This window comes from Clostridium caldaquaticum, assembly GCF_023806125.1.
GTDB classification, from domain to species: domain Bacteria; phylum Bacillota; class Clostridia; order Clostridiales; family Clostridiaceae; genus Clostridium_AT; species Clostridium_AT caldaquaticum.
In genome coordinates, this window is sequence record NZ_JAMSKT010000009.1 from 12,312 (window position 1) to 33,164 (window position 20,853).

General features: G+C 31.7%; 23 protein-coding genes. 1 reads left to right on the top strand and 22 read right to left on the bottom strand.

Going from position 1 to position 20,853, the window contains the following annotated elements:
* Positions 1-2: 2 nt before the first annotated feature.
* The 7 genes from M2651_RS07230 to M2651_RS07260 form a co-directional block, all read right to left on the bottom strand.
* Entirely contained in the window at positions 3-1,247 is a 1,245-nt protein-coding gene (locus M2651_RS07230; protein ID WP_252131679.1) for a site-specific DNA-methyltransferase, read from the bottom strand.
* Between the two features lie 241 nt (positions 1,248-1,488).
* Positions 1,489-1,881: an HNH endonuclease signature motif containing protein gene (locus M2651_RS07235; RefSeq protein ID WP_252131680.1), complete on the bottom strand. Its 393-nt coding sequence runs from the start codon at positions 1,879-1,881 to the stop codon at positions 1,489-1,491.
* The gene (locus tag M2651_RS07240) at positions 1,850-2,068 is read right to left on the bottom strand and encodes a hypothetical protein (protein ID WP_252131681.1); all 219 of its coding nucleotides are present in this window, start codon (positions 2,066-2,068) and stop codon (positions 1,850-1,852) included. The genes M2651_RS07235 and M2651_RS07240 overlap by 32 nt, the downstream gene beginning before the upstream one ends.
* 219 nt (positions 2,069-2,287) lie before the next feature.
* Positions 2,288-2,755, bottom strand: a complete 468-nt coding sequence (locus M2651_RS07245; RefSeq protein ID WP_252131682.1) for a DUF8426 domain-containing protein — start codon at positions 2,753-2,755, stop codon at positions 2,288-2,290.
* Between the two features lie 75 nt (positions 2,756-2,830).
* Positions 2,831-3,310 carry a DUF1492 domain-containing protein gene (locus tag M2651_RS14435; RefSeq protein ID WP_252131683.1) on the bottom strand — a complete coding sequence of 160 codons (480 nt, stop codon included), beginning with the start codon at positions 3,308-3,310 and terminating at the stop codon, positions 2,831-2,833.
* Between the two features lie 47 nt (positions 3,311-3,357).
* The gene (locus M2651_RS07255) at positions 3,358-4,725 is read right to left on the bottom strand and encodes an SNF2-related protein (protein ID WP_252131684.1); all 1,368 of its coding nucleotides are present in this window, start codon (positions 4,723-4,725) and stop codon (positions 3,358-3,360) included.
* Positions 4,722-5,000 carry a PDDEXK family nuclease gene (locus M2651_RS07260; RefSeq protein ID WP_252131685.1) on the bottom strand — a complete coding sequence of 93 codons (279 nt, stop codon included), beginning with the start codon at positions 4,998-5,000 and terminating at the stop codon, positions 4,722-4,724. The genes M2651_RS07255 and M2651_RS07260 overlap by 4 nt, the downstream gene beginning before the upstream one ends.
* A gap of 172 nt (positions 5,001-5,172) precedes the next feature.
* Here M2651_RS07260 and M2651_RS07265 point away from each other — a divergent pair, with 172 nt between their 5' ends.
* Positions 5,173-5,688 carry an ImmA/IrrE family metallo-endopeptidase gene (locus tag M2651_RS07265; protein ID WP_252131686.1) on the top strand — a complete coding sequence of 172 codons (516 nt, stop codon included), beginning with the start codon at positions 5,173-5,175 and terminating at the stop codon, positions 5,686-5,688.
* A 62-nt stretch (positions 5,689-5,750) separates the two neighbouring features.
* Here M2651_RS07265 and M2651_RS07270 read toward each other — a convergent pair whose 3' ends face one another.
* From M2651_RS07270 to M2651_RS07340, 15 genes are all read right to left on the bottom strand, one after another.
* A complete protein-coding gene (locus tag M2651_RS07270) occupies positions 5,751-7,304 on the bottom strand; it encodes a restriction endonuclease FokI C-terminal domain-containing protein (protein ID WP_252131687.1) in 1,554 nt (517 codons plus the stop codon).
* Between the two features lie 12 nt (positions 7,305-7,316).
* Positions 7,317-8,369: a DNA cytosine methyltransferase gene (locus M2651_RS07275; protein ID WP_011838250.1), complete on the bottom strand. Its 1,053-nt coding sequence runs from the start codon at positions 8,367-8,369 to the stop codon at positions 7,317-7,319.
* A gap of 18 nt (positions 8,370-8,387) precedes the next feature.
* Positions 8,388-8,597: a DUF6471 domain-containing protein gene (locus tag M2651_RS07280; protein ID WP_011838251.1), complete on the bottom strand. Its 210-nt coding sequence runs from the start codon at positions 8,595-8,597 to the stop codon at positions 8,388-8,390.
* A gap of 533 nt (positions 8,598-9,130) precedes the next feature.
* Complete coding sequence (locus tag M2651_RS07285; protein ID WP_252131688.1) at positions 9,131-9,481, bottom strand: hypothetical protein; 351 nt, start codon at positions 9,479-9,481, stop codon at positions 9,131-9,133.
* 25 nt (positions 9,482-9,506) lie between these two features.
* Positions 9,507-11,123, bottom strand: coding sequence for an ABC transporter ATP-binding protein (locus M2651_RS07290; protein WP_252131689.1), 1,617 nt, complete (start codon positions 11,121-11,123; stop codon positions 9,507-9,509).
* Positions 11,124-11,200: 77 nt separating this feature from the next.
* On the bottom strand, positions 11,201-11,389 hold the full coding sequence (locus M2651_RS07295) for a hypothetical protein (RefSeq protein WP_252131690.1): 189 nt from the start codon (positions 11,387-11,389) through the stop codon (positions 11,201-11,203).
* A 38-nt stretch (positions 11,390-11,427) separates the two neighbouring features.
* Positions 11,428-12,300: a PqqD family protein gene (locus tag M2651_RS07300; protein WP_252131691.1), complete on the bottom strand. Its 873-nt coding sequence runs from the start codon at positions 12,298-12,300 to the stop codon at positions 11,428-11,430.
* A 17-nt stretch (positions 12,301-12,317) separates the two neighbouring features.
* Positions 12,318-12,797 (bottom strand): hypothetical protein, encoded by a 480-nt coding sequence (locus M2651_RS07305; protein ID WP_252131692.1) that lies wholly within the window; start codon positions 12,795-12,797, stop codon positions 12,318-12,320.
* On the bottom strand, positions 12,790-13,848 hold the full coding sequence (locus M2651_RS07310; RefSeq protein WP_252131693.1) for a radical SAM/SPASM domain-containing protein: 1,059 nt from the start codon (positions 13,846-13,848) through the stop codon (positions 12,790-12,792). The genes M2651_RS07305 and M2651_RS07310 overlap by 8 nt, the downstream gene beginning before the upstream one ends.
* A gap of 386 nt (positions 13,849-14,234) precedes the next feature.
* Positions 14,235-15,566, bottom strand: a complete 1,332-nt coding sequence (locus M2651_RS07315; RefSeq protein WP_252131792.1) for a recombinase family protein — start codon at positions 15,564-15,566, stop codon at positions 14,235-14,237.
* Complete coding sequence (locus M2651_RS07320) at positions 15,511-16,800, bottom strand: recombinase family protein (RefSeq protein ID WP_252131694.1); 1,290 nt, start codon at positions 16,798-16,800, stop codon at positions 15,511-15,513. The genes M2651_RS07315 and M2651_RS07320 overlap by 56 nt, the downstream gene beginning before the upstream one ends.
* Before the next feature lie 84 nt (positions 16,801-16,884).
* Positions 16,885-17,568: an N-acetylmuramoyl-L-alanine amidase gene (locus tag M2651_RS07325; RefSeq protein WP_252131695.1), complete on the bottom strand. Its 684-nt coding sequence runs from the start codon at positions 17,566-17,568 to the stop codon at positions 16,885-16,887.
* Complete coding sequence (locus M2651_RS07330; RefSeq protein WP_252131696.1) at positions 17,561-17,971, bottom strand: phage holin family protein; 411 nt, start codon at positions 17,969-17,971, stop codon at positions 17,561-17,563. The genes M2651_RS07325 and M2651_RS07330 overlap by 8 nt, the downstream gene beginning before the upstream one ends.
* Before the next feature lie 16 nt (positions 17,972-17,987).
* The gene (locus M2651_RS07335) at positions 17,988-19,676 is read right to left on the bottom strand and encodes a hypothetical protein (protein WP_252131697.1); all 1,689 of its coding nucleotides are present in this window, start codon (positions 19,674-19,676) and stop codon (positions 17,988-17,990) included.
* Positions 19,677-19,687: 11 nt separating this feature from the next.
* Complete coding sequence (locus M2651_RS07340; RefSeq protein WP_252131698.1) at positions 19,688-20,845, bottom strand: hypothetical protein; 1,158 nt, start codon at positions 20,843-20,845, stop codon at positions 19,688-19,690.
* Positions 20,846-20,853 lie beyond the last annotated feature (8 nt).

Consider the following 20,853-nt stretch of genomic DNA (forward strand, 5'->3'; position numbering starts at 1 on the left):
TTTTATTCACTTTTTGATACATCTTTATATGCTATTTTTTCACCATCTCTAAGTAAGAAAACACCCTCTTCTCCTGCTGTTTCAATATATCTTTTAACAATAACATCACAGTATTTTTCATCAAGCTCTACAGCATAGCATATTCTACCGGTCTGCTCACAAGCAATTAAAGTAGAACCACTACCTGCAAAAGGCTCGTATATAATACAGTTAGTCATGCTACTATTTTGAATTGGATACGCCATTAAAGGTACTGGTTTCATTGTTGGATGGTCTGGACTCTTAGTTGGTCTATCAAAATTCCATACAGTTGTTTGCTTTCTATCTGCATACCATCTGTGTTTTCCTGTAGGCTTCCAACCATAGAGCACAGGTTCATGCTGCCATTGATAATCGCTCCTACCAAGAACTAAGCTTTGCTTAACCCAAATACAAACATTAGCAAGATGAAAGCCTGTGTTTTTGAAAGCTTTTCTAAAATTTAAGCCTTCAGTATCTGCATGAAATATATAAGCTCCTGCTCCATCATCAAGAACAGTAAACATATTTTTATAGGCTGCAAGTAAGAAATCATAAAACTTACTGTCCTCCATGTGATCATTTTTAATAACTCTTTCATTTTCTTTCCCAACTGAATAATTAACATTATAGGGTGGATCTGTTACACAAAGATTTGCTTTCTTTCCATCCATTAATTTTTCAACATCTGAAAGCTTAGTGCTGTCACCACAAATTAATCTATGCTTTCCTAAAAGCCATATATCTCCTGTTTTTGAAATAGGTTCTTTAATATCCTCTAAAGCTTTATCTGCATCAAAGTCATCATCATTAACATCTTTATCATGGACTTTTGAAAATAAGTCTTCTATTTCAGCAGCATCAAATCCTGTAAGTGATACATCAAACATTGATTTATCTAGGTCTTCTAAAAGTTCAGCAAGCTTTGGCATATCCCAATCCCCACTAACTTTATTAAGAGCAATATTTAATGCTTTTTCTTCAGCTTCCTCCATATCAACAACTACACAATCTATTTCAGTTGCTCCTCGCTCTTTTAATATTTTAAACCTCTGATGCCCACCAACTATATGACCTGTCCTCTTATTCCAGATTACAGGTTCAACATATCCAAAGGTTTCAATAGATCTTTTTAATTTCTCGTATTCTGGGTCACCCGGTTTTAGATTTTTTCTTGGATTATATTTTGCTGGATTAAGTTTATCAACAGTTATCCTCTGAATATCCATTTGTTCACCTTCCTCAAAATTAATAAAAAACACCCCAAAAAGCATATGTTTTTACATCACTTTTTTAAGGTGCAACCTATCTTAAGCCCTGAAAAATTCAAGGCTCTATATTTTCAAGGCCTGCCTTATCCCCCCTCTGGAATATTGCGATTTTTAGTACGAAGGGGCCCACCCGACCTTTGGCAAAGGAGCTGTAGAGATTTATATCTCCCTCCCCTTGTCCAAATCCAATCAATGAGTATTAAGTGTTTGAATAAGAATAAACAATATTCTTTCTTCCAAACCTACCATCTTCCTTTGCCGTCTTTCTGTCATGACACTCTTTGCATAAAGGTTGCCAGTTGCTTTGGTTCCAGAACAAACCTTCATCACCTTTGTGAGCTTTAATATGATCTACAACAGTTGCTGCTTTAATAACACCTTTAGCTTTACACTCAACACAAAGAGGATGTTGCTGTAAGAATTCCTTTCTCAGCTTCTTCCACCTACTTGTGTTGTATAAATGTTTGAAAGGTCTATTTGTCTTATTGTATTCACTATCAACTTGTTTCTGGTGTTTTTCACAGTACCTTCCTTCGGTTAGTTCAGGACATCCTCTGAAACTACAAGGCTTTCTTGGTTTTCTTGGACACATTTCTTTTACTCCTTTTTCTTCTATCATCGCAAGTTGTCCTAGCTTTTGGAACAACTACAGTTTCCTTTGTAACAGTAACCTGTTCTGGTATATCTTCTTTCATGATGCACCTTGGAAAGATACAGAATAAAATGTTTGAACTGATCTTGTTGCTCCAAATACACCTTTTACATTTATGAATAGCCATATCTATTCCTCCAAATAAAAAAGCTCCCAAGGGAATATCCTCAGAAGCTATATCTAAATCATTTAATTTTTCTTATTTAAAAAACCTCTCAGATTTCTCCAAGAGGTTTATGTATATTTCTACACTTTAAATTATAACATAGATTTTCTGTTTTGTTCCTATCCATTTTCAATACATTTTTAGTATGTTTCCTAACCCTTTCACTAACTGTTTCCTCACCTATCCCTGTATTAACTCGTTAAAAAGTTCTTCCCCTCTTTTTCTCATCGGATTATTTTCTCCTAATTTCTGAATTCTAATTGGTGCTCCACCTTTATCTACAAGGACTTCATCTTTTGGAACATACCATTTTACTCTTCTGCAATGCTGTACATCCCAACTGTAACTATCTACCTTATCAAATATTGGTTCAAATCTATATGGACTTATAACTTCACCAACAGCTAATATCTTCCACGTTTGTGTATTTGGATTTTTAATATGCTTTAATATAAATCTATCTCCAATTTGTACTTCCTCAGCAAAAACCTTAACTAAATCACCATCTCTGCCCATTTTTTCATACTCGTTTTTATTATCAAAATAATCTCCTTCAGCTCCTGGTCCTATTAGAGCTACATTTAATTTTATAAAAATATCTACCAAATTTGTATCTCCGTCTCCTGCTGATATCTGCCAATAATTCATCTCAACATCCCCCATTTTGTAATATTTTCCCCTTTATTATATCACTATTTAACACACAACAAAATAAAAGACCAGCTATATTGCCAGTCTTCCTATTTCATACATTTCAGTTATTTCAGCTACTGCCTTTCTTTTATATTTACTAATTGTATTTTCACTTATAAATAAATTTCTACTTATATCGCTCCATCCTATTTTGTCTATATAAACACTTTTAATAACATCTTTTAGCTTTGGTTGAAGCCTATCGATACAGTAATTTAATCTCTTAATTTCAAACTCCGTAGCCTTAATCATTTTTCTTATTTCTTCCTTAGCTTCGCTATTCATTCTTTTAGCCACCTCAGTATATATCAATGCTATTTTGCAAGTTTTATCTGATATTCTATAAGCTGCTACTCTTTCTTCATTCCCTGTTGAGAAATTCATGACATCTATCATTTCTTCTGGAACTAATTCCTCAAAGGTTTCAAGTTCAAACTTCAATTGTTCAATATCCTTTAAAATCTCATTATAGTTTTCAAGTAAATACTCAACGTATTCTTTAGTCTCCACATTTGTTCCCCCTCTCTTTTACTCACATACTACAATTCTTCCAACACCTAATGTAAACAGATTTGTTTCAACCTTGCCTTTACTGCCTGAAGAAGCGCCTCTTGTCCAACTTCTTTATTTTCAAGTGTCCTCATTACATCTTCATCAATTGTTCCTTTTGCTATAATATGATTTATAATTACACTCTGCTGTTGGCCTTGCCTATAAAGTCTTGCATTGGCCTGCTGGTATAGCTCCAAACTCCAAGTAAGCCCAAACCAAACAATTATATTCCCTCCAAACTGTAGGTTCAGTCCATGTCCTGCTGAAGCTGGATGAACTAGCATTATTGGTACTTTGCCTTTATTCCATGATTCAATATCCTCCGAATTATTTAACACTCTGAACTCTTTATTTTTTAGGTATTCGGATAATCTATAAAGATCATGCTTATATGCATAAAATATTAAAACTGGTTTACCATTTGCTGCTTCAATCACATCATCTAAGGCTTTAAGCTTTGCATCATGAATTTCTTTTACTTCACCCTTCTCATCATAAACAGCACCATTAGCCATTTGCAAAAGCTTATTTGTAAGTACTGCAGCAGTATCGGCAACAATATCTGCATCTTCAAGTGGTAGTAGAAGTTCTTTTTCAAGTTTCCTGTATTTCATTTCTGCCTCTTTAGGTAACTGAACCATGATACTATTATTTATTCTTTCAGGAAGTTTTAAATAATCTGCTGCCTTCATGCTTATGCATATATCCTTTAATTTTTCATAAATTCTATCTTCTGCTCCATCTACTGGCTTCCAAGAAAATATTACTGTTTGATTTCTCTTATCAGGTTGAAAATATCTATCTCTATATCCAGTAAGTGTTTTTCCAAGCCTCTCTCCCTGATCCAGAAGATAAACTTGTGACCATAAATCTATAAGTCCATTCGGTGCTGGTGTTCCAGTAAGACCTACGATCCTTTTTATAAAAGGCCTTACTTTCTTCAATGCCCTAAATCTATTAGACTTTGGAGATTTAAAGCTTGAAAGCTCATCAATTACTACCATATCGAAAAACCACTCTTTATCCAAATACTCTACAAGCCACTCAACATTTTCTCTATTAATAACATAAATATCAGCCTTTTCTTTTAAAGCTTCAATTCTTGTCTCCTCTTTTCCAAGTACCTTTGATATTTTTAAATTTTTTAGATGCTCCCACTTTTGAACTTCGCTACTCCAAGTATCTTCTGCTACTCTTAAAGGTGCTATAACTAAGACCTTTGACACATCAAAGTAATCATATAAAAGCTCTTCAACTGCTGTTAGGGTGCATACTGTTTTTCCCATTCCTAAATCCAAAAACAATCCTGAACTCGGTTTTTCAATAATCCATTGTTTTGCATATTCTTGATAATCATGTGGTTTAAAAATCACTGAAAAACCTCCCTTACAAAACCATCTATGCCTTGAAGTGAATCTATTATATAAACCTTGAAGCCTAGAAGCTCAAGCTGCGATTTTCTTTTTAACTGAAGCGGTCTTAACTTTTTACCTGGTGCCTTTAATTCTATAAAAACAACACTTCCTTTTGGTATAAGCACAATTCTATCTGGTATACCTGCCATTCCTGGAGATACAAACTTTAAAGCCATACCTCCCATTTCTTCCACCTTATTTTTTAAGGCTTTCTCAATTTTACTTTCCTTCATCCTATACCTCCCTACTTCCATGTCCTGATATCCTTAAAGGTGGTTTTCCTATACGTGTACGTGTATATAGCGTATATACATATACGTATATATAGGTATTTCTATATTCTATATACTTATATAGAAAAATAGTTATTTTTTTATTATATTCACCTATGGTGGAGGGTGGGGAATGAATTGTTCTAAGATTTTGACATATGCTAATAATCTTATAAAAACTTATGAAACAAGAGATCCTTTTAAAATTGCAGAATATCTTGGTATAGACCTAAAATATAAGAAAATGCAAAATTTAAAAGGATTTTATACATATATACTAAGAAATAGATACATTATAATAAATGATAAAATAGATGATGTAAGTGCTAAAATTGTTTGTGCTCACGAAATTGGTCATGACCGTTTCCATAGAGGGCTTGGAATAAATATGTTTCAATATGAGATGTGTGTTTCCTTAAAAACCTCTACACCTGAAATAGAAGCAAATTACTTTGCAACAGAATTTCTTATTTATGATGATAACTTTCTATCGTTAGCTTATGAAAATTGTACTTATAAACAAATAGCTTATACTCTAGGAGTTCATACAAAACTTGCTATGATAAAGGCACAGCTACTAACTATCAGAGGTAATATAAATGTTCTTTACATACCTAATTCTATGGTTAAAACCACCGACTATGAATGAATCGGTGATTTTGTTTTCAGGTCAAAGATTAAAAATTTTAATTACATATTCTTATAATTCGGTTATAAATCAGATAACAATACCTGCCTATTAACAGAAAATATATCTCTAATGTTTTTATGTGTATAATGCTTGGACTCGTATGATTCAACAAGTTTAATCATATTAGATACACTCATTGCTGAACCAGAAACACCAGTAGCATTAACAATATCTATAATTTGAGAATTAATATTCTTTCCAAAGCCGCCTGCAATATATGAAAAAAAGGCAAGCGGAGCACTAGAATTACTATAACGATTTAAATTTCCTATATAATTGTGAACCATTCTATTATGATGATCATTGCTAATTGTATATTTACTGTATGCCTTATTATCTATAATGGCCTGATATCCATCTTTATCAGATAAAATTAAAACATCAGGCGTAAGGCCTATAGGTCCTACATGTTTTGCTTCAAACCCAAAAACATTTTGAAATAATTGTACAGTTGCTTTTTCAAAGTCTGTAGCCTCATCTCTCCCTTTAAAAGCCATTTCAAAGTATTCTGTCATAAATGCACCAACAGACCCTCTTGGATACAGCTTCAAAAGGATTTCTTCTACCAGCTTGTCCTCAAAACCTGTCTGCTCAGCAATTTTATCTATAAGATCTGTCGTTATTTTGGTTATCGGCTGTTTTAAAGATTCAACAATATATGCTTTTTTAATCTTCTGTTCAGCAATAATTTTAGCTGTAATAGTCTTAGTTTCTGTAAGATTTCTAGTATCTTTCTTGTGCTTAGGGTCAAGGCCGTATTTTCTTTGAAAATATTCATGCTGTTCAGGTCGATCAATAAAAGGCGGTGAAACAGATAAAATCTGCTGAACTTCTAATCGTTTATCTTCAAGAATACGTACTTCACCATTATCTCTTTTTACAAGCTGTGTATATTCTAACCAGTTTACAATAGTATTTGCTAAATCCATTAAATGCCTATATGGTTGTTCAGGATTGATATCACCTTTTGAAGATTTATATTTATCAAAAAAATCTTCTTCATGAATCATATCACCGCTTTGTCTGAATTCTAAAATTTTACCTACAATATATCTATAACATTTATCTGTTTCATTTTCTGCCTTCGTAACTATAATTTTTGCAATTTCCTCTTCTGTCAAATATTCTATCTCTGGATCATTTAATAGCCTCAATAGAAATCTAAATGGTCTGATTTTAAATCTTGGGGCGACTTGAACTCCTCTGCTCAATGAAAAAGAAGATGGAAACTGATATTTTAAAATCTGGTTTTTCAAAACTTCAACAGGAGAGTCACCTGCCATTATGGCTTCACCTGCTAATGTTAACTTTATCTTTCCTGTTGATTCCTGTGCGAATATCAACCCTAAGCTTGTAAGCCATGCCTTATATGTTCGTGCTCCTCCGCCTGTCTGATCTCTGCGTTCACCTTTACGCTTTAAACCTGCCTGCTCTAAGGCATCTTCAAAAGATAAATGAGACTCTTTCTGCCCCTGCCATTCTTGATCTAATGATAATTCGGCAAATGCTGATAATACTTCAGGAACAGAATTTAATTTTCGCTTTGGTCTTGTTACCCACCAGTAATTTAACAAACCTGCTACCCCCTATTCATTAACATTACATGGAACATTTTCATATTCAATACCTGCAAATGTTCTTAATACAGCTTCAAATATTATCTTTGCTCCTTTAGCTGGAACTGCCATCCCTATCTGCCTTCTTACACTTTCCTTTGAACCCTTAAATAAATAATCATCTGGGAATGTCTGCAGTCTTGCTCTTTCCCTATTAGTTAATGCTCTTGGCTCAGCATAATGATATATATGAGTTCCACCGCCGCCTGAACCTGTTACTGTATAGGCTGGTCTATTAGGATCTAATCTTTTATATATTTGACTTATCTTTGCCCCTTTAACATTCAATCGAAGATGCTCCGGTAAATCTGCCGTGAAAGCATTTTCTCCAGGTCTTATATATTTTAATCTCTCTGTTACTATTGCTGATTGTCTTGTCAATTCATTATTCGGTGCATCTTTCGGAATGGGTGGTACTTCTAATGCTGTTCTACAGGTATTGTCTAAGTCTTTATACGGAACCGGAGAAGGAACTTTAAATTCATATGGTAAATCTTTTCTAATACCTATAATAATTATTCTATGACGTGCCTGCGGTATACCATATTCTTCAAACTTATATAAATGAGGATATAATCTATATCCAGCCTCTCCCAAATCATTAAGTATCTTTTTAAATGCTCCACCATCATTTGCCGACTTTAAACCGCCTACATTTTCAGCAAGAAACCACATTGGTTTGAACTTTTTCAATACTTTTACCCCATAAGTATACAATGGCCCGTATTCTCCATTAAACCCTTTTTGTTCGCCTACAACCGAAAAATCATTGCATGGAAAACCAAATGCAAGGGCATCTATGGGCTGCAAAGAATCTATGTTCAACTTCCTTACATCCTGACATATAACCGATTCAGGATTATCCGGACATATATTATGTATGTAAGTATCACAAGTATCTCTGTCATAGTCATTTGCCCATTTATGAATTATTCTATATTCCTTATTTTCTATTTCTGCTGTTTTTGCTCCATAAGCCAGCCCTCCAGGTCCGCAAAACAGTTCTCCTAATTCAAATTTCATTTAAAATCCCTCTCTTGTCTATACTTTTTCACCATTTGTTAGTATAAAGTTTCTCTCAAATTTTGCTTCAACAGCTTCTGCTATTTGTTCTAATTCTGCTATTGTAAAACTTTCTCTTTTTAGTTTTGAATTAAGATTTTGAGGAGATTTTCCTAACCTCCTTGCTAATTCTGCTACACTGATATTACTTCTAACGCACAGTACTTTAATTTGTTCTGAAATTTTCATCTTTCCCACCCCATAATAAGTGAAAATCTTCTCTAAGTATAAACGTTTTATTTTATATTGTCAATTATTTTGTTTAGCAACACATGAATCAAATCAAATTTATGCATTAATACAACTAAAAAGCACATAGCCTTCCATTCTTTGTTGATATAAAGTGTATTTTGTTCATGCAATTTCATAAATCTTGCATACTCTCATACCTTCCCTCAAATCCCCGTTTTATTTCTATCTCCCAATATATATTTGCGAAAAAGTGCACCCCCGGGGTTCAAATCCCCTCAAAACATTAGTCTACGGAAACATAAAACACACATGAAAAAAAGGGGCAAATTGCCCCAAGCCTTTGATTTCAAGCTATTTCTTCTCTATCTTCACGACACACTCAACATGTGTTTTGATAGAATGATGATAATAATACGCATAAATATTTATTTTGCGTAAAGATGAACCCCTTAAGTAAATATGGCTTCAGAAATAAAATCCCTTAACTATCAATTATTTTAAAAATAAGATAGATTTATAAAAAGTTACTTTCAAAGATTCTTGTGCCTTCTTTTTCTATCCTTACTCATATTATAATACATTTTAAAACATATAAAAAATAGCATTAATAAATTTGCAATAATATAATATATGGGCATATTTTTGTCTTGTGATAATAATATTATTGCTGTATATATAATTGAAGTAAAAATTTCGATACACCCTAATATGAACATATTTGTACCAAATAAATTAGCTATATAATCCTTATCGTCATATTTAGGATCATATCCTGAAATTATTTCTACATATTTTTTTTTCTTAATTATATTGCCAATAAGCATATTAGTAAATCCAAAAATTGAAAATAAAACAAGTACTGCTATTTCTGTTGAATTCATAATGCATCTCCTCCAATTTCTTTATTCAATTTAATTCTATTTTTTTTGTCAAGCTGATGCTCTCTTTTTCATGTGAAATTATAAAACAAATAATTGAGTCTTTAATAGTATTTATATATGCGTAAAATTTTTCTTTAGAATCAAAATCAAGAGAAGAAGTTGCTTCATCAAGAATTAATATACTCGGATTACGAATCAAAGCCCTAAGTATTGCTATTTTTTGTTTTTGACCTCCAGATAAATTTGCGCCTTTATTTAATACTACTCTATTCAGAAACTGTTTATTAATTCCTTTAAACCCAATTTTATTAGATAAACTTAAAACTTCATCAATACTAATTTTAGAATCTAAACATATATTATCTAATACAGTTGTTGAAAATAATTGTATATCTTGTGGAACTATCGAAAAAATATCTTTTAGTTCGTGAACTTTAAGTTCTGAAATATCAATATTATTTATTTTAACAATTCCTTCAACCGGCTTGCAAAAACCACTAAAAATATTTATTAACGTACTTTTCCCACTTCCATTTTCACCGTATATTCCAACTATATCTCCTTTTCGAAAAACTTCTGAGAAATCACTTATAATGCATTTTCCATTATAACTAAATGATACATTAGACACAACAATATTATCAACATTTATTTGATTTAATTTAATATCTTGTTGTAATTCATCTAGTTGTTCAAAATCAACTATTTCATTTAATCTATTCATGTTTACTTTAAATCTCTGATATTCAAGATTAAAATTTTTAAGGCTCTCTATATGAGTTATTAGTTGCTGATAATATCCCCATAACGCTATTAATGTTCCTGCTGTCATTAACCCATTTGTTACTTTAAAACCACCATATATCCAAATTACTATCATTGGTAAATAACTTATAATAGCAAGAATTGTATTCAATATCACTTTAAATTTTGTAAAGTTATATATAATAAATCTATTTTTTTTCAATTGTTCTAAAAATTTTTTATTACAATAATTTTGAAGCCTCATATATAGAATTGTTTTTATATTACTTAAAATATCAATAATTATATTATTAGTTTCTGTAAATTTAGTTATTAATTTTTTTTCATATCTTAGAAATTTTCTTCCAGTAATATAAAAAAATATACAAAATATTAATACAAAAAAAATAGTAATACTTGCAATTTCAATATCTAACAAAAAGAGCATTATGATAAAAAATATAATATTACCCAATGATATAATAGTTTTAATGCAAGTATTAATTAAAAAGTTAATAATATCACTCAATTCATTAATAAGTCTGTAAATTATTTCTCCAACATTTTTTTCCATAAAAAATGCAAATTCTTTTAATAGTATCTTCCTAAATACTTTTGACCTTAAATCCATCAATATCTTTTGTTCAATAGTAACATTTAAGATTGATATTATGTTATAGGCAACAATACTTATTATATATATCACTATAAACATTACTAGTCCATCAAAAAGATATGATTTATCTAGACCAATTAAAGATTTATCAATAATGTTTTTTGTTAAAATCATTGTAACATTACTAACGATAGAATTTATAACGATGCATATGAACAACAATAAATACATATATTTATACTTTAAAAAATACTTTAATATTTTCTTATTATTTTCAATCAACTATATCACATCCTATAATGTATAGAAATTAGGATAATGAATGTAATCATTCTTATCCCATTTCTAATAATCTCAACTTAGTAATTCCATACCCAAGTAGCATTCCACATCACCGCTGCCATTTGAACCGCAAACTGCACAGAAGCTGCAACCGTTGTAAGAGCTAACGCATATATTGCAATTACTGGCACTGCTACTCCTGGTTTTATAGCTTCAGTCTCTACACTATTAACCTGTGTTATCATCGGCGTATTATAACTGTTCATGTAACTTCACCTCCTCTCTTCTAAAATTTTATTTAAAACTAATTAGTTTTAAATGCCTTATCGTATTTAATCTTTTTTCTATATATGCAAAGATCTAAAAAGTTATTTTCGTTTTCTTCAAATATTTCTGATTTTAATTCACCAACTTTTTTAAAACTAAATCCTTCTATTATTTTCTGAGAATAGATATCATTTTTTAGTGCTGTAGCTTCAATAGAATTGAATCTTGTATTTGAAAATTTCGAAAATACTACAATTGCCCACTGGATGAAATTTAATAATAATTCCTTTTTATCCAAAAATTCTTCATCTATATAATAAAAATTTATTTCTACAATTAGGCTCTTGCTATTTTTACGTGATATTCCAAACAGCATTACAAGCTTGTTTATATGTGTTATTGCACAATATTGCTCTATATTATAAAATGAATAATCTCTCAATGTATTTTCATTAAAAGCAAAAGCCGGTATATACTGATTTTTACACTTTAAATTATTAGTTTGCGAAAAAATTTTTATTAAATTCTCACCTGATAATATACTGCATGTATAATTATCAATAGTATTATTAAATAGGTCATGATATGGACTAGATAAATTTATATCTAAATTTAGCCACTGAATTATACCAATTCTCCAACACGTAAATAATAAATTATTAACATCATTATTTAGTGTTTCATATGGAACTTCAGGATAAATTTCTCCAAGTTTTTTGATTATATCTTCTATAGTATTTTTTCCATTGCAATTATCAAGTATAATTTTACCTTCTCTATTTAAAACTAATTTATCTATTGATCTATATTGTTTTGATATTAAATACCTTCGACCATTTTCATCATCATATAAATAGGAGACATATTCTTCTGAAAATAATGGATAAAAATTATTATTTTGTAGTAACACATAAAACCCTCCCTAATTTATATTATAAAACTAGAGTAAACATCAACAGCCTCGCCGACACATACCTCATTGTCTAATGTTAACTCCTTACAAAAACCTAGTGAAATAAGAGTATCACTAATTGTTCTTTTATGATTATCATAAATGCTTATCTTACTTATATTAGCAAAGTAATTTTTCACAGTATTTTTTATATAAACAAAAAAATCTTTTGTAAATTCGTTAACATTTAATATTAATTTTAATTCTGCACTTGAGATTTTAAATGGTGGATTGGGATATACCCTTAAACATACTAAGTTTATAAATCTCTCGTCTTCAAGTATACCAAAATAAATCTCTTTATAATCAAACATAGCAATTCTAATGCTTTGTTCTGTTAATTCAATGTTCTCCATATAAGGTGACATAAAAGATTTATTGTCATTATCAATATTTTTTAGAATATTTGCTATTTCAAATACATCTTTGGGTTCTAGCATTAAGTATTTATTCATTTTTATCACTCCATTTACTTAAAATTTCTTCTAATGTTAACGAGTTAAAATTCTCTGTATCTACTAAATCAATATACAACTGTTTCTCTATAAAGTTTTTAGGAAGTGTTGAATACTTATTATTTAATTCCATCTCTTCTGCTGATTTAATCTCCTTACATATAGACTTAACAAAAGGAACTGACCATATATCATTTAGACCTTTTTTCCAATAAGTTGATAAACTGTGTCTTTTTATATTTCCAATTCTTATTGGTATATATGGTGAGATTTCTATATTTCCATATGCATCTATATTAACAGCTATATTTTTTCTATCCCAATCCATTGCTCCACTAGTTAAGTGCTCGATAGGATCCCCCCATTCAGTTATCATTTTACTTTTGTTATTCTTAATATGGTTATTAAATACTTTTCGTATTTGCAAGTAATCTAAATAAGACGGAACATAATCCTTAAGATTCTTAGAAGCTCGTCCCATAAGCATTAATGGTTGCGCTCTAAAACTTTGTACTCCTAAACTTTCACATAATTCAACTGCTTTAGAATATTCATGGATATTTTTCTTGGTAGGAGTACAAGAAACAGAAACCGTAATATCACATTCTTTTAGATTTTTAATTGCCTGAATGGCACTTTCAAATGAACCCTTTTTACCTCTCAGCCATTCATGTGTCTCAGGACTAGCTCCATCTAAACTTATTTGCACCATATTTATCCCAGATTCTTTTAATTTTTTAGCAACATCCAATGTAAGTAATTCTCCATTACTTACCATATTAATAGCTGTGTGATTATTTGTTCCATCACTTATTTTTTTTATAACTTTATATACTAACTCTTTTCGAATCAAAGCTTCTCCCCCACATAAACACAATGTTGAAGGTTTGCATAATATTATTTCATCGCAAAAATTTAATATTTCATCATCTGTCATTTCTTTAAATCTATTATCATGTTCTCCACTAGAATTAAAGCAATGAAGGCATTTTAATGTACACTTGTACGTAATGTCTAAAGCTATTATTGTCGGATTATCAATTCTCTCCATTAATTTCTTCTCCTTTCAAGTTGAGTACTCGCGGAAGCTTTTTCAGCCTCTTTATTTAATCTTTTAAACTGGTAAACCTGAATTTGTATGCTTATTTAGAAATGAAATACTTTTATATCCAATGCAATACTAAAAATTATCTTTTTATTAAATAGATTCATCGTAAAATGTTGTTTTTTACGTGTAAAATGATTTTATTATATAAAAAAGAACATATACTATTCCAATATTTCAAAAAAATCATTAATTAATATAAATAACTTGTCTACATTTGTAATTTTACCCCCCCCCCATTACAAAACTGTCAATAATTTTCATATTCTATATTTTTACAATATTCGTCATATATTTGTCCCATGATCTATTTATTGAAATCTACTTTCATCTTATTCAACTACAACCTCAATCTCCGTCCCATCAAGCAAACTAACTATTATCTTCTCCCCATCAAACACTGTCATCTTCTCTACTAATCTAAAATACATATTAACATCAAATTCTTCTACCTTCTCTGCATCAGCTAAAATCCCCATAAACTGTTTTGCCTTATATCTTACCAATACATTCTCACTTTTAAGTCCTTCCTTCCACTTCTCTGTAAAGTAGTCCTTATTCTCCACCATCACATTAAACGTATTTACGAAGGCTTGATATAAAACATTATTATCTATATGCTTATTTTCACAGCTCTTTTTCCCCTTTACTTCATACTTCTTATTACACCTCCAAACCACTCTTCTAAGTCTTTCATCTGTGGAATTCCACACCTTTCTTCCAAAGGCACTGCCGCAGTGTCCGCAGATAACTCTTCCTGCAAAAGGATTATCAACTGTGGCATAATCAAGTTTACTGATGTTATATTTTTCTGCAAAAGCTCTTCTTCTCTCCATTTCAAGCTGTACTGACTCCCACATTTCTTTATCAATAATTGCAGGATGGCTTTCTTCAACATAATACATTGGAACTTCTCCGTTGTTTACTGCTCTTTTTTTGGTTAAAAAATCAACTGTGTACGTTTTTTGAAGAAGTGCATCACCTTTATATTTTTCATTACTTAAAATCTTTCTTATACTGCTTTCATACCACTTAGGCTTTCCATTCCAGTTAGGAACACCTTCTTCTTCAAGCTCCTTTGCAATTCTGTTTGGTCCTTTACCATCAAGGTAATCTTTATAAATTCTTCTCACAATTTTAGCCTGCTTTTCATTTATCACAAGGTTTCCTTCTTCATCTTTGTCATAGCCTAAAAATTTTGTGTGGTTTATATGAAGCTTTCCCTGTTCAAACCTTCTCCTTATACCCCATGTTGAGTTTTCACTTATACTTCTTGATTCATCTTGGGCTAGAGAGCTGAGGATAGTAAGCAGTACTTCTCCCTTTGAATCTAAAGTATTAATATTTTCCTTTTCAAATATTACTCCAATGCCTAATTCCTTAAGCTGTCTTACGTAATTCAAAGTATCAAGAGTATTTCTTGCGAACCTTGATATAGACTTGGTTATTATCATATCTATTTTTCCTGCTCTGCAATCCTCAATCATTTTATTAAATTGCTCACGCTTTTTAGTATTTGTTCCTGAAATCCCTTCATCTGCGTAAATTCCTCCGAATTCATAATCTGGATGATTTGTTATATAGGATGTATAATAAGCTACCTGTGCTTCATAACTTGATAACTGTTCTAATTGGTCTGTTGATACTCTGCAATAAGCTGCCATTCTCTTTTTCTGCGGCTGTACTTGTTCTGCTAAGTTGGTCCTGTTTGCTCTTGCAGGTATAACTGTAATATTTCTTGCCATCCTTAACATCCTCCCTTACAATTATTGGTTCTTCTATATTAAGCCTGCTTATAACCTCATCATCAATTGATGTTCCACTGCAGGCATCTTTTCCATTTTTAATATAGTTACTGCACTGCCATACTATCTTCTTACAGGAGTGTTTACTGTTCCATGTCCTTCTCCTTAAAACGGAGCCGCATTTGCTGCAATAAAGCATTCCTGTTAATGGATATCTGTTTGTATATTTTTTTGTATCTCCTGCTTTATTTCCCTTTGCTTTTGCTCTTTTTGCAATTTCTATCTGAACCTGCTCCCACATTTCCCTTGAAACTATGGGAGAATGATTATCTTCAATATAATAGCTGTCAATTACACCTTCATTTCTTACACTCACTTTTCTCAAATGGTCTGGAGTGTAGTATTTCTGAAGTATGGCATCTCCCTTGTATTTTTCATTCTTTAAGATATTTAAAATTGTACTTTCCTGCCATCTGCCACCTGCAACAGTAGGCACTTTATCTTCATTTAATTCTTTGGCTATGGTAAATGTCCCTTTGCCTTTTAAGTAATCTTCAAATATTCTTTTAACTATTTCTGCTTCTTTAGGATTTATAACTAAATCGCCGTATTCATCCTTGTCATAACCTAAAAATCTTGTGGTATTTATAATCAGCTCTCCTCGTTCAAACTTCTTCTTTACCCTCCACTTTAAGTTATCGCTGACATTTTTGCTTTCTTCCTGGGCAAAAGAAGAGAGGACGGTTAGCATAAGCTCTCCATCCCCTGATAAAGTTTTGATATTCTCTTTTTGGAATTCTATTTCTACACCAATATCTTTTAGTTCTCTTACTACTTGAAGCATTATAGCTGTGTTCCTTGCAAATCTTGAGATAGATTTGGTGATGATTAAGTCTATTTTCCCTTCTTTTGCAAGATTAAGCATTCTTTGAAACTCTGGTCTATTATCTGTAGTGCCGGTAATTCCTCTATCAGCAAATACACCTGCATATTCGTAATCAGGATTATTTGAAATCACATTTTCATAATACTGGATTTGATTTTCTAAAGATTCCCCCTGAGCTTCACTGTCGGTTGAAACCCTTGCATAGGCACAAACCCTTTTCTTTTTATTTTCCTGCTTTTTTACAGGTTCAATAATCCTAACACGCATTTTAGTTTCTCCCTTCTATCAATTTGGTACTACTATACATCACTCTAAAGGTGATAGAAGTCAAGCTAAATAAAAGAAAAACGTCTACTTATTAAATATCATAATTGTTGCATCAAAGCCTGCAGCCTTTAACTTTTGTACTTGATTTTCAGCATTTTCTCTTACTGAATATGAACCTGCCATTACTCTATAAAGAGTTTCTTTTCTCTCTGATTGCGTTAGTGCTGAAGGTTCAATATAAGCAACCCCTACTTGTGCTAAAATTGCTTTTGCAATTGCTTTTACAATCTCATTTCTTCTACTATCAAACATGTTGTTATCCCCTGTATTATCAATAAAACCTATCTCAACAAGAACTGCTGAAGCTTTGGTTTCCCTTAACACATGATAGTTAGCTTCCTTTATACCTCTATCTGCAAAACCTAATGCTACAAGAGATGTTTGTATCCTCTGTGCTAATGCTTTTGATTTTGCTCCTCCATTTAAATATGTGTAAGTTTCAACTCCCCTAGCTTGTTCTGGCTGAAAGGCATTTCTATGGAAGGATATGAAATAATCATAGGTATTTCTATTTTCAAAAGCACTTCTATCATTAAGACTTACTGTAGCATCGGTCGTTCTTGTTTCATCAACTGTAACTCCATGCCTTCTGACCTCTGCTGCTACAGCTCTACCTATGCTTAGAACATCATTACTTTCTTTTCTGCCATTATAAGTTGCTCCTGGATCTTCTCCACCATGTCCATAGTCAAAACATAATCTAGCCATTGTTTTCATCCTCCTTATTTAGCTGTTTTAAAACATCCTTTAGTTTCTCTGGTATTGGTAGTCCAACCTTAGCTGAATTTTCTATAATGCTTATACCTTCATTGGAAATGTAGAAAAAAATAACAGCAGTACGAATCGCACTACCGTTTTTGATGAGATAAACATCTATTATATTTCCTATGCCAACCAATGTAAAAATCATCACCTTTTTAAATATCCCTCTAAACCCTACCTCACTTGATAGCTTTCTTTCTAGCACAGCTACCATTAAGCCTGTAACATAATCAATTACAACAAAGGTAATCAGTGCATACATAAAGCCATCAGCTCCTCCCAAGAACCAACCAATATAGCCGCCAATGGCAGCAAATACCGCCTGAATAACATTAATTGTGTTTTTCACTGTAAATCCCTCCACTCTAATAAAAATCTTCTCCATAGTTAATTAAATCTACTTCAAACATATACTGAACCTTCATTGTATTTGCTTCAGTTTTTTCAACAGGCTGTGCAAGCTTGGTATGTGCTCCAATAGGTCTGCTTGTTAAAAGAGCTTGAATACATAATTGAACATAGTTGTTATAAGCATAAGTGTATCTGCTTATCCACCTGTCAGTACCAAGGATATTATGGTAGTAGTAATAGTTGTAATTGTTAGGAAAACTGAAATACATTTTATAGGCTTCCAGTAAATTCCCTTGAGGAGTTATAACTTGATAAAAGCTTGTACCCCCTTGAGTGCTTGTATAATAAAGATATATTCTATTGGCGCTTCTATAAAAATTATATACATAGCATCTTCTCTCAATATTTCCGCTATCCATCCCCTTATTTCCAAACCAAGTGCTATTACCAATCTTAGGTTTAATATTCATATCCTGAACCTTATTGCCTGCGGCATCCACCCTAATCCATCTACTTGTATAAACTGTTTCATTAAATTGAGAATCAGTTCTTGAAGTATACCCAACAATATCAATACAGCCGTCAAGATAAATCCCATCACTTGAAACGGTTCTGTAATTGAAAGGTACATTATAAGCTGTATCTTTAAAATTTTGGCTCATATTTATATCAACAAAGCTTAATTGAACTCCTACTTTTGTCCACTTATATATTCTCATATAGCTTTCACTATTTATGCTGTAAAGGTAATACCCAATAAAAATAAGCTCTCCATCTGACTGAATATACGGACATACATAGGAAAGACCGTCATATTTTCTTACTGCGTGACTGCTGTCAATGTTTAAGGCATTTCCTTCTGAATTTAAAAGTTTGACAACCTTATCCCAAAACACAACATCATTTGTATTTATATCAAATGGAATCATAAGCCAGTGTCCTTTTAAGCTGTCTGGAAATTGGATGTAGCTTGACTGTGTTAAGCTTGTATCCCTTGAATCTGCTAATATCCACCCCTTTGTTTGACTTGTAAATTTTATAGTTCTTGCATAAGAAAATAAAGTATTCAACGCCCAATACCTTTTAGGATTTGTAGTATTATATACAGCATAATCTGAATCAGCTGTTTCCCTTCCATAGATTGCAGCCCCTGAATAAAAATAATCCTTATTATCAGGGTCACCCTCTGCCCAGTAAATACTTTCAATTTTACCGTTTGCCGCATGGGTTGGAAAGTCAAATACAAAATTCATCTTTATTTTAGAATCTGTAACTTCAAATTTTGATTCTGCTCTATTTATAGTTCCACGTCTTGTATCATTTCCAGAGTAAGTATTATTTCTATGGGCAAAACCTATAATATTTCCCATAACTCTCTGTTCATTAGCATTTTCTGGTTTATCGTTGTCGGTAAGATAAAGATACTCAAACCAGCTATAATTATCACACCTTCTGTTACCACCAGAACCCATGATTCCCTGAACAAAATGTCCTAAAAATGTATCTTTAAAAAACAAATCTGGTATTAAATTTTCTGTATATGCTTCCTTTATCTTCTCCTTAGTTTCTGCATTAAAAAGTTCTAATAAAACCTTTCCTTTAATACCTCTCTGTCTCTTACTCTTTTTACTTTCAGAAATCTTACCTGTAAGCAAATCTTTATTGTAAGCAATACTTTCATAAGGCTGCCCTTCAATGAACATATCATCACCCCTCAGTTGTAAAGAATTTTGATTTTTCTTAATTTACACACATCATTTAATGTTGGTTTATCTAAAATATAAGCAAATCTAAGTTTTCTGTCTTGAGCAATCATTGCGTTTAAAGCTGCATAATCTAAGCTTGTAAGTATTGTAGGATTTATCCCATTTGCCAAAAATGCAGCTGAATCTGTAATATCAATACTTTCAAAGCTTGATGCATTAATATTATAAGTAAGCCAGCTTAATCCCGAATCAACACTTAAAGCTATTCTTATCTTTCCATTGGTTGTAACATCATTTAAATTCGAATCTTTCTTAGTGTATTGAACAATTGCTTCAAGTTTATTTATGGTTTTCCCATCATGTATGTTAAAATCATAGTTTTGAATAATTACCTTTGGCTTACTTGTTACTGTCTTCTCAATAAAGAATCTATTGCTGTTTTTATTTGCCTTAATATCTGGATTATCCGTATAAATATAAAGAGCTGGTGAAGTGCCTGAAAGTCCTGCCATAGATGCAGGCAGAATATCAACGCCGTAGGTTTTAAACATTTCTTCTGTTAGAGGTAAATCTCCAATTTTAGTCCATGTGCTGCCTTGATAATTTTTAACTCCATCACTATCCACCATAAGAAATTTCGTTATGCATGGAATATATGAACCTTCCTGCACTGTATAATTTTTGCCTGATAAATCAGCTGGAGTAAAAATATATGATTTCCCTGCTCCTAATGCCAATGATTGAGTGCCCACATTTGGATTTACAAAACTATTTGTACCGTTATTAGGTATCTTCTCAACAACAAGTCTTATTACTCCAGTTTCAAAAATAGAAAGTTCCCAGATAAGGTCATTGCTGCCCCAACTGCTATAGGAACTATTTCCTTCAAACCTTATTCTGAAAAGCTTTGTGCTATATTCTACTTCACTGTCATAATAAAGATTGTTATAGCTGGCATCTCTTCTGTTAATACAAAGATGTTCTGATGATGCCCCAAAACCTACCCAGGTATTACCGCTTGTGTAAAGCTGTCTTATGGCTGAACCGTTATAATTAAAGTTAAAGCCTATATCAGGAAGAGTTACTGTACTATCATCATTTCTTGTACCATAAAGTGTCATTCCTGCATTTCCTTTTGGAAGTGATATTTGATTTATTACTGGCATTATCCGCT